Below are 9,119 nucleotides of genomic sequence, written 5' to 3'. Positions count from 1 at the left end.
GTCAGGCGGGCAATTGAACCCGTCTCTCAATCACGAAGGGAGGTTTACGTATGGGTCGCAGCCTAAAAAAGGGACCTTTTGTAGATGATCATTTGATGAATAAAGTTGAAAAACTAAACGAAGATGACAAAAAACAGGTGATCAAAACTTGGTCACGCCGTTCTACAATCTTCCCGAACTTTGTTGGACACACAATTGCTGTTTATGATGGACGCAAACATGTACCAGTTTACGTTACAGAGGACATGGTTGGTCATAAACTCGGTGAATTCGCACCAACACGTACGTTCAGAGGACACTCTGGAGACGACAAGAAAACAAAACGCTAAGGTAGAGAGGAGGCACTCTAATGCAAGCTAAAGCAGTTGCTAAAACCGTTCGTATCGCTCCTCGTAAAGCTCGTCTAGTTATTGATTTGATTCGAGGAAAAGACGTAGGTGAAGCGATCGCAACGTTGCGCTTAAAGCAACGCGGCGCATCTCCGATTATCGAGAAAGTACTCAATTCAGCGATCGCAAATGCTGAACACAACTATGAAATGGACCCTGAAAACTTGTACGTTTCCGAAGCATTTGTTAACGAAGGCGTAACACTCAAACGTTTCCGCCCGCGTGCAATGGGACGCGCAAGTCAAATTAATAAACGCACCAGCCACATCACAGTGGTTGTATCCGAAAAAAAGGAGGGATAATCAGTGGGTCAAAAAATTAATCCGGTAGGTCTTCGTATTGGCGTCATCCGTGATTGGGAATCCAAATGGTACGCTGGCACCGACTACGCAGATCTATTACATGAAGACATTAAGATTCGTGATTATGTTGAAAACCGTCTGAAAGATGCTTCCGTATCTACTATTGAGATCGAGCGTGCTGCAAACCGTGTCAACATTACCATTCATACAGCTAAACCAGGTATGGTTATCGGTAAAGGCGGCTCAGAAGTAGAAGCACTTCGTAAAGCACTTAATGAATTAACTGGCAAACGTGTTCACATCAACATCGTTGAAGTGAAAAAGCCTGACTTGGATGCTGCGCTTGTAGCTGACAACATTGCACGTCAATTGGAAAACCGTATTTCTTTCCGTCGTGCACAAAAACAAACGATCCAACGCTCAATGCGTGCAGGAGCGAAAGGTATCCGTACTCAAGTATCCGGACGCCTGGGCGGTGCCGATATCGCTCGTGCTGAATATTACAGTGAAGGAACAGTACCACTACACACACTTCGTGCAGACATCGATTATGGAACTGCAGAAGCTGACACTACTTACGGTAAACTTGGTGTTAAAGTGTGGATCTATCGTGGGGAAATCCTTCCAACTAAAAACGATAAGTAAGGAAGGGGGAAAAGCATTATGTTAATGCCTAAACGTGTTAAATATCGTCGTCAACACCGTACTAGCTTGAGAGGTCGTGCTAAAGGCGGTACTACCGTTTCTTTCGGTGAGTACGGCTTGCAAGCCGTAGATCCAGCATGGATCACAGCCCGCCAAATTGAGGCAGCGCGTATCGCGATGACTCGTTATATGAAACGTGGCGGTAAAGTTTGGATTAAAATCTTCCCTGATAAACCATATACTGCTAAGCCCCTAGAAGTACGTATGGGTTCCGGTAAAGGTGCCCCAGAAGGGTTTGTCGCTGTAGTAAAACCAGGGAAAATCATGTTCGAGATCGCAGGGGTACCTGAAGAAGTTGCCCGCGAAGCGCTTCGTCTTGCTTCACACAAACTGCCGATCCGCACTAAATTTGTAAAACGTGAAGAAATTGGTGGTGAAATCAATGAAGGCTAATGAAATCCGTGAATTAACCACTGCCGAAATTGAACAAAAAGTTAAGTCTCTTAAAGAAGAACTTTTCAACCTGCGTTTTCAGCTAGCAACAGGTCAACTTGAGAATACAGCTCGCATTCGCGAAGTTCGCAAGTCTATCGCTCGTATGAAAACTGTTGCACGTGAACGTGAACTAGGCGTAAATAATTAATAGATGAGAGGAGGTCACCCTCACATGAGTGAACGTAACAATCGTAAAGTTTATACTGGCCGTGTTGTATCTGACAAAATGGATAAAACGATCACAGTATTAGTAGAAACTTATAAATTCCACAAGCTTTACGGCAAACGCGTAAAGTATTCTAAAAAATTCAAGACTCACGATGAGAACAACCAAGCTAAAAACGGAGATATTGTTCGCATTATGGAGACTCGTCCATTATCCGCAACCAAGCGTTTCCGTCTATTAGAGGTCGTTGAAGAGTCTGTTATTATCTAATTAAAGTTCGCTCGGATTTATTCCGAAGGGAGGTTACAGTGGTATGATCCAACAGGAGACTCGATTAAAAGTTGCAGACAACTCTGGTGCTCGTGAAATTCAAGCGATTAAAGTCCTCGGCGGCTCAGGTCGTAAAACAGCTAATATTGGTGATATCATCACCGCAACTGTAAAACAAGCAACACCAGGGGGCGTTGTTAAAAAAGGTGAAGTAGTAAAAGCCGTTATCGTCCGTTCTAAGAGCGGAATGCGCCGTAAAGATGGTTCCTATATTCGTTTCGATGAGAACGCAGCGGTCATTGTACGTGATGATAAAGGACCTCGCGGAACTCGTATCTTCGGACCGGTAGCTCGCGAACTTCGTGATGCTAAATTCATGAAGATCGTTTCTCTAGCTCCAGAAGTATTATAAAAGTTAATTGAAATGCCTTGTTAAGGAGGTGCGCGAAGCTATGCACGTAAAAAAAGGTGACAAAGTAATGGTTATTTCTGGCAAGGATAAAGGCAAGCAGGGTACAATCCTTGAAGCTTATCCTAAGAAAGACCGTGTTCTTGTAGAAGGAGTAAACGAAGTGAAAAAGCACTCTAAGCCTTCTCAGGAAAACCCGCAGGGCGGTATCCTTACTCAGGAAGCGCCGATTCACGTCTCTAACGTATTGCCGATTGACCCTAAATCCGGCGAGCCAACTCGTGTTGGTTACAAAGTAGAAGACGGAAAGAAAGTTCGTATCGCGAAAAAATCTGGTGAAGCTTTAGATAAATAGTACAGTGATGAAAGGAGGGCCACACGATGAACGAACTAAAAACACGTTATAAAGAAGAGATTGTTCCATCTCTAATGAACAAGTTTGAATATGACTCTGTAATGCAGACACCTAAGATTGAAAAAATCGTGATTAACATGGGTGTTGGTGATGCAGTTCAAAACGCGAAAGCTCTTGATGCAGCTGTAGAAGAGCTGACAGCGATCTCCGGCCAAAAGCCAATGATCACAAAAGCAAAGAAATCAATTGCAGGATTCCGTCTGCGTGAAGGTATGCCAATCGGTGCGAAAGTTACCCTTCGCGGAGAGCGTATGTATGAATTCTTCCAAAAGCTTATTGCTGTATCTTTACCACGTGTGCGTGACTTCCGTGGAATTTCCAAAAAAGCTTTTGACGGTCGAGGAAATTATACTCTTGGTGTAAAAGAACAATTGATTTTCCCAGAAATTAATTATGACAAAGTCAATAAAGTGCGTGGAATGGATATCGTTATTGTGACAACTGCTGACACTGACGAAGAAGCACGTGAATTACTAGCTCAATTTGGTATGCCGTTCCAAAAATAATTGAGCTCCAATAAGGAGGGAAAATTGTGGCTAAAAAATCAATGGTCGCGAAACAACAGCGCAATCAGAAATATAAAGTACGCGAATACACTCGTTGTGAACGTTGCGGACGTCCTCACTCCGTATTGCGTAAATTTAAGCTTTGCCGAATTTGTTTCCGTGAGCTTGCATATAAAGGACAAATCCCTGGTGTCAAAAAAGCCAGCTGGTAAACCCGAGACAGGGAAGGAGGTAAATAGTTATGACAATGACAGATCCAATTGCTGATATGCTAACGCGTATTCGTAACGCTAACATGGTTCGTCACGAGAAGCTTGAACTTCCAGCTTCCAACGTGAAAAAAGAAATCGCTGAAATCCTTAAACGTGAAGGTTTTGTACGTGACTTTGAATTTGTAGAAGACAGTAAGCAAGGTGTTCTACGTATTTTCCTTAAATACGGTCAAAACAATGAGCGCGTCATTTCTGGTGTGAAACGTATTAGTAAACCAGGACTTCGTGTTTACGCTAAAGCTGAAGAGCTTCCGAAAGTTCTTAACGGCCTTGGGGTAGCAGTCGTATCCACTTCTAAAGGTGTATTGACAGATAAAGAAGCAAGAGAACAAGCCATCGGCGGCGAAGTTCTAGCTTACGTCTGGTAAAAAAACAGTTAAAGATAGGAGGTGCCTAAGTTATGTCTCGTGTAGGCTTAAAAGCATTAGAAATTCCTGAAGGTGTTGAAATCAAGCAGGAAAACAATACAATTACAGTGAAAGGTCCTAAAGGGGAACTTACACGCACATTCCACCCAGACATCACAGTGAAGATTGAAGATAATGTTCTTTCAGTTGAGCGTCCTAGCGATAACAAAGAACATCGTGCTCTTCACGGTACTACCCGCAGCCTGATCGGTAACATGGTTGATGGGGTATCTAAAGGTTTTGAAAAAAGCCTTGAAATCATTGGTGTCGGTTACCGTGCTCAAAAACAGGGCCAAAAAGTTATCATTAACGCTGGATACTCTCACCCTGTTGAATTAGAAAACCGTGAAGGCATTGAAATCGAAGTTCCTTCAAACACAAAAGTAATTGTAAAAGGTATCGATAAAGAATTAGTTGGAGCTGTTGCAGCTAACATTCGTGCTATTCGTCCTCCAGAACCTTATAAAGGCAAAGGAATTCGTTACGAAAACGAACATGTTCGCAGAAAAGAAGGTAAAACAGCTAAATAAGTTCTAAGGTAATGAATAGAAAGGAGTGACCCTAATGATCACGAAGGCTGATAAAAATGTTGTACGTAAAAAACGTCACGCACGTGTGCGCACAAACGTATTCGGCACAGCTGAACGTCCGCGTTTAAACGTATATCGTTCAAACAAGCACATTTATGCTCAATTGATCAATGATGAAAGCCAGGTAACTGTAGCCAGCGCTTCTACCATGGATAACGGATTTGATCTTGACAGCACTGGAAATGTGGAAGCGGCGCAAAAAGTCGGTGAATTGGTCGCAAAACGTGCAATTGAAAATGGTTATAAAGTCGTTGTATTCGACCGTGGAGGTTACTTGTACCATGGACGTGTAAAAGCTTTAGCAGATGCCGCTCGCGAAGCCGGCCTCGAATTTTAATCGTTAAAGGAGGGACATATATGCAAACAAACATTGACCCTAGTAAACTAGATCTTGAAGAACGCGTAGTTACGATCAACCGTGTTGCAAAAGTAGTTAAAGGTGGACGCCGTTTTCGTTTTGCTGCATTAGTGGTTGTAGGTGACAAAAATGGTCATGTCGGTTTTGGTACTGGGAAAGCTCAGGAAGTACCAGAAGCGATCAAAAAAGCTATCGATGATGCTAAGAAAAATCTGATTACAGTACCAATCAAGGATACGACGATCCCACACGAAATCACAGGACGTTTTGGTGCAGGAAGCATTCTGATGAAGCCGGCAGCAGAAGGTACCGGAGTTATCGCTGGTGGTCCAGTCCGTGCGGTGCTTGAGCTTGCAGGTGTTCAAGATATCCTGTCTAAGTCTCTTGGATCCAACACGCCAATCAATATGGTGCGTGCGACAATCACAGGACTTAGCGAGCTTAAACGCGCAGAAGACGTTGCAAGACTACGTGGGAAGACCGTAGAAGAACTGTAGGATAAGGAGGGAAAAAATAATGGCTAAAAAATTAGAAATTACCCTCACGCGCAGTGTTATTGGCAGACCACAAGATCAGCGTTCTACAGTAAAAGCGCTTGGTCTGAACAAGATTCGTCAAACTGTCGTACTTGAAGATAACCCGGCGATCCGAGGTATGGCTAATAAGGTATCTCACCTTGTATCGGTTAAAGAAGTATAATTAACGTATAAAATAAGGAGGTGCTCGCATGAAATTGCATGAACTAAAGTCTGCAAAAGGTGCTCGTAAAGAACGCAACCGTGTTGGACGTGGAATGGCATCCGGCAATGGTAAAACTTCAGGACGTGGACACAAAGGTCAAGGTCAACGTTCCGGAAGCAAAACACGCCCAGGTTTCGAGGGTGGCCAAATGCCTCTTTTCCAACGCTTGCCAAAGCGCGGCTTTACGAACATTCACCGTAAGGAATTTGCGATCATTAACCTTGAAGCCCTTAACCGTTTTGAAGAGGGTACAGAGGTTACACCGGAGCTGCTTCTAGAAACTGGAGTTGTCAGCAAGCAAAAAGCTGGCATTAAAGTTCTAGGCAAAGGTTCCGTAGAGAAAAAACTTACTGTGAAAGCTCATAAGTTCTCTGCTTCCGCGAAAGAAGCGATTGAAGCAGCGGGCGGTCAAACTGAGGTGATTTAATGTTCCGGACAATCTCCAATTTTATGCGCGTGGGTGACATTCGACGGAAGCTTATATTCACTTTGTTGATGCTCGTAGTCTTTCGTTTAGGAACTTTTATTCCCGTACCCTTCACGAATAGAGAAGCCATTAACTTCATGGACTCCCAGAATGCTTTTGGCTTCTTGAATACGTTTGGGGGAGGAGCACTAAAGAACTTCTCCATCTTCGCAATGGGGATCATGCCTTACATTACAGCATCGATTATCATGCAGTTATTGCAAATGGATGTTGTACCAAAATTTGCGGAATGGAAAAAACAGGGTGAAGTCGGCCGTCGAAAATTAGCTCAGTTTACCCGCTATGGAACGATTGTTCTTGCTTTTATTCAGGCAATTGGAATGTCGATTGGCTTCAACGCTTTAGCTGGAGGTCAGTTGATTACGGATCCCGGCGTGCTGAAATTTGGGGTCATTGCTCTTGTGCTGACAGGGGGAACAGCTTTCCTGATGTGGCTTGGGGAGCAAATTACTTCTAACGGCGTTGGAAACGGCATTTCCATTATCATTTTTGGCGGAATCGTTTCTAGGATCCCGACAGGGGCAAACCAATTGTATGATCAGTATATTTCTGGAGCCCAGGATCAATTGTTCATCAACTTAGTTATCATTGCTTTGATCATGCTCGTAATCGTTGCAGTAGTCGTGGGTGTTATCTTCATCCAACAGGCGCTGAGGAAGATTCCGATTCAATATGCTAAACGGCTCGTAAACCGTTCACCAGTGGGCGGCCATTCCACGCATTTACCTCTTAAAGTAAATGCTGCAGGGGTTATCCCGGTAATCTTTGCGATTTCGTTTATCATTGCTCCTAGAACCATTGCTGGTTTCTTTGAAGGAAATAAAGCAGCTTCAATCATTCAGTATATTTTCGATTACCAGAATTGGCCGGGAATGGTCATCTATGTCGCGTTAATTATTGCCTTTACCTATTTCTATACCTTTGTCCAGGTTAACCCTGAACAAATGGCAGAAAACCTGCAGAAGCAGGGTGGTTATATCCCAGGGATCCGTCCTGGTAAGAACACCGAAGAATATTTAACGCGTGTGATGTATCGGCTGACTGTAGTAGGCTCACTATTCCTTGCTGCTGTTGCTATTCTGCCGATTCTATTAGGATCCATTGCTAAATTGCCACCATCCATACAAATCGGTGGTACTAGTCTGCTCATCGTAATTGGTGTAGCGCTTGAGGTAATGAAACAACTGGAAAGCCAATTGGTAAAACGCCACTACAAAGGCTTTATAAAATAATTAATGAATGATGAGAGCGAGGGGAACACGTTGAATTTAATTCTGATGGGTCTCCCTGGGGCTGGAAAAGGTACTCAGGCTGAGAAGATAGTAGAAAAATATAACATCCCTCATATCTCAACAGGAGATATGTTCCGGTTAGCAATCAAAGAAGGAACAGAACTTGGTAAAGAAGCGAAATCTTTTATGGATAAAGGCGAGCTTGTACCTGATGAGGTAACCATCGGAATTGTACGTGAACGCCTGAATAAGCCGGATTGTGAATCAGGATTTCTGCTTGATGGGTTCCCTAGAACAATTGCTCAAGCAGAAGCTCTTGAAAATCTGCTGCAAGATATGAATGATTCCTTAGATTATGTTCTTCATATCGATGTTCCAAAAGAAAAGCTCATCGAGCGTCTTACTGGACGACGCGTTTGTCCTACATGTGGGGCAACTTATCACGTTGTATTTAATCCTCCGAAAGTGGAGGGGAAATGTGATCGAGATGGCTCTGAATTGATCCAACGTGAAGACGATCAGCCTGAAACCGTAAAAAAACGCTTGGAAGTGAATGTGGAGCAAGCACAGCCGCTTCTAGATTTTTACCATGAAAAGGGATATTTAGTAACCTTTAATGGAGATAATGATATCGATGAAGTATTTCATGACATTGATCAAAAGCTTGGAGACCTTTCCAAATGATTAACATCAAAACACCACGGGAATTAGAAATTATGCGTGAAGCAGGGAAAATCGTTGCTTTGACGCACCAAGAGCTTAAGCGTTACATTCAGCCTGGGGTAACAACCGGGGAACTGGATGAAATTGCAGAGCAATTCATACGCAGTAAGGATGCAATCCCATCCTTTAAAGGTTATAATGGATTTCGTGGTAGTATTTGTGCTTCAGTCAATGAAGAGCTTGTTCATGGTATTCCGGGAAACCGGAAATTAAATGAAGGCGATATTATTAGTATCGATATTGGTGCAAAATATCAGGGCTATCATGGTGACTCGGCGTGGACTTATCCAGTCGGGATCACTGATGAAACCACCGATAAGCTGCTGGAAGTCACTGAAGAATCTTTATATAAAGGACTTGCAGAAGCAAAGCCAGGTGAACGCCTTTCAAATATATCCCATGCTATTCAAACGTATGTGGAAGAACAAGGTTTCTCCATTGTACGTGAATATGTCGGACACGGAGTTGGGAAAGAGCTGCATGAGGCACCTCAAATTCCTCATTACGGCCCTCCTGATAAAGGTCCACGGTTGAAGCCGGGCATGGTGTTGGCTATAGAGCCCATGGTCAACGCAGGGTCTAGATATGTTAAGACTCTTGCAGATCGCTGGACTGTAGTCACTCAAGATGGTAAAATGTGTGCGCATTTCGAACACACCATTGCGATTACGGAAGAGGGTTACGAAATATTAACAAAATCCTAAGTGAAGGT

At 43.3% G+C, this 9,119-nt stretch carries 18 protein-coding genes and 1 pseudogene; all 19 read left to right on the top strand.

From position 1 onward, the window contains the following. Nucleotides 1-50: 50 nt before the first annotated feature. Nucleotides 51-329, top strand: a complete 279-nt coding sequence (gene rpsS, locus MUN89_RS01125) for a 30S ribosomal protein S19 (protein ID WP_244710714.1) — start codon at nt 51-53, stop codon at nt 327-329. A gap of 20 nt (nt 330-349) precedes the next feature. Then, on the top strand, nt 350-691 hold the full coding sequence (gene rplV / locus MUN89_RS01120; RefSeq protein WP_244710713.1) for a 50S ribosomal protein L22: 342 nt from the start codon (nt 350-352) through the stop codon (nt 689-691). A 3-nt stretch (nt 692-694) separates the two neighbouring features. Next, a pseudogene (rpsC, locus tag MUN89_RS01115) lies at nt 695-1,361 on the top strand (30S ribosomal protein S3). After that, nucleotides 1,355-1,789: a 50S ribosomal protein L16 gene (gene rplP, locus MUN89_RS01110; protein WP_244710711.1), complete on the top strand. Its 435-nt coding sequence runs from the start codon at nt 1,355-1,357 to the stop codon at nt 1,787-1,789. Before rpsC ends, rplP begins: the two are co-directional and overlap by 7 nt. Next, on the top strand, nt 1,779-1,979 hold the full coding sequence (gene rpmC / locus MUN89_RS01105; RefSeq protein ID WP_008636054.1) for a 50S ribosomal protein L29: 201 nt from the start codon (nt 1,779-1,781) through the stop codon (nt 1,977-1,979). Before rplP ends, rpmC begins: the two co-directional genes overlap by 11 nt. Before the next feature lie 24 nt (nt 1,980-2,003). Beyond that, on the top strand, nt 2,004-2,267 hold the full coding sequence (gene rpsQ, locus MUN89_RS01100) for a 30S ribosomal protein S17 (RefSeq protein WP_244710709.1): 264 nt from the start codon (nt 2,004-2,006) through the stop codon (nt 2,265-2,267). A 43-nt stretch (nt 2,268-2,310) separates the two neighbouring features. Beyond that, the gene (rplN, locus tag MUN89_RS01095) at nt 2,311-2,679 is read left to right on the top strand and encodes a 50S ribosomal protein L14 (protein WP_244710708.1); all 369 of its coding nucleotides are present in this window, start codon (nt 2,311-2,313) and stop codon (nt 2,677-2,679) included. Between the two features lie 40 nt (nt 2,680-2,719). After that, nucleotides 2,720-3,031: a 50S ribosomal protein L24 gene (gene rplX / locus MUN89_RS01090; RefSeq protein ID WP_244710706.1), complete on the top strand. Its 312-nt coding sequence runs from the start codon at nt 2,720-2,722 to the stop codon at nt 3,029-3,031. A gap of 26 nt (nt 3,032-3,057) precedes the next feature. Continuing rightward, the gene (rplE, locus tag MUN89_RS01085) at nt 3,058-3,597 is read left to right on the top strand and encodes a 50S ribosomal protein L5 (protein ID WP_244710704.1); all 540 of its coding nucleotides are present in this window, start codon (nt 3,058-3,060) and stop codon (nt 3,595-3,597) included. Nucleotides 3,598-3,623: 26 nt separating this feature from the next. Next, on the top strand, nt 3,624-3,809 hold the full coding sequence (locus MUN89_RS01080) for a type Z 30S ribosomal protein S14 (protein WP_244710702.1): 186 nt from the start codon (nt 3,624-3,626) through the stop codon (nt 3,807-3,809). A 29-nt stretch (nt 3,810-3,838) separates the two neighbouring features. Then, complete coding sequence (gene rpsH, locus MUN89_RS01075) at nt 3,839-4,237, top strand: 30S ribosomal protein S8 (RefSeq protein WP_244710701.1); 399 nt, start codon at nt 3,839-3,841, stop codon at nt 4,235-4,237. A gap of 32 nt (nt 4,238-4,269) precedes the next feature. Then, nucleotides 4,270-4,806 (top strand): 50S ribosomal protein L6, encoded by a 537-nt coding sequence (gene rplF, locus MUN89_RS01070; RefSeq protein WP_244710699.1) that lies wholly within the window; start codon nt 4,270-4,272, stop codon nt 4,804-4,806. A gap of 34 nt (nt 4,807-4,840) precedes the next feature. Then, nucleotides 4,841-5,203: a 50S ribosomal protein L18 gene (rplR, locus tag MUN89_RS01065; RefSeq protein ID WP_244710697.1), complete on the top strand. Its 363-nt coding sequence runs from the start codon at nt 4,841-4,843 to the stop codon at nt 5,201-5,203. Nucleotides 5,204-5,223: 20 nt separating this feature from the next. Further along, entirely contained in the window at nt 5,224-5,721 is a 498-nt protein-coding gene (rpsE, locus tag MUN89_RS01060; RefSeq protein ID WP_244710696.1) for a 30S ribosomal protein S5, read from the top strand. Between the two features lie 19 nt (nt 5,722-5,740). Continuing rightward, on the top strand, nt 5,741-5,923 hold the full coding sequence (rpmD, locus tag MUN89_RS01055) for a 50S ribosomal protein L30 (RefSeq protein ID WP_035543766.1): 183 nt from the start codon (nt 5,741-5,743) through the stop codon (nt 5,921-5,923). Nucleotides 5,924-5,951: 28 nt separating this feature from the next. Continuing rightward, a complete protein-coding gene (gene rplO / locus MUN89_RS01050) occupies nt 5,952-6,392 on the top strand; it encodes a 50S ribosomal protein L15 (protein ID WP_244710694.1) in 441 nt (146 codons plus the stop codon). Beyond that, complete coding sequence (secY, locus tag MUN89_RS01045; RefSeq protein ID WP_244710692.1) at nt 6,392-7,684, top strand: preprotein translocase subunit SecY; 1,293 nt, start codon at nt 6,392-6,394, stop codon at nt 7,682-7,684. The genes rplO and secY overlap by 1 nt, the downstream gene beginning before the upstream one ends. A gap of 30 nt (nt 7,685-7,714) precedes the next feature. Further along, nucleotides 7,715-8,368, top strand: a complete 654-nt coding sequence (locus MUN89_RS01040; RefSeq protein WP_244710690.1) for an adenylate kinase — start codon at nt 7,715-7,717, stop codon at nt 8,366-8,368. Beyond that, nucleotides 8,365-9,111 carry a type I methionyl aminopeptidase gene (gene map, locus MUN89_RS01035; protein ID WP_244710688.1) on the top strand — a complete coding sequence of 249 codons (747 nt, stop codon included), beginning with the start codon at nt 8,365-8,367 and terminating at the stop codon, nt 9,109-9,111. Before MUN89_RS01040 ends, map begins: the two co-directional genes overlap by 4 nt. Nucleotides 9,112-9,119 lie beyond the last annotated feature (8 nt).

This window comes from Halobacillus salinarum (assembly GCF_022919095.1).
Lineage (GTDB): Bacteria > Bacillota > Bacilli > Bacillales > Halobacillaceae > Halobacillus_B > Halobacillus_B salinarum.
This window is presented reverse-complemented; position numbering and strand designations above follow the sequence as displayed.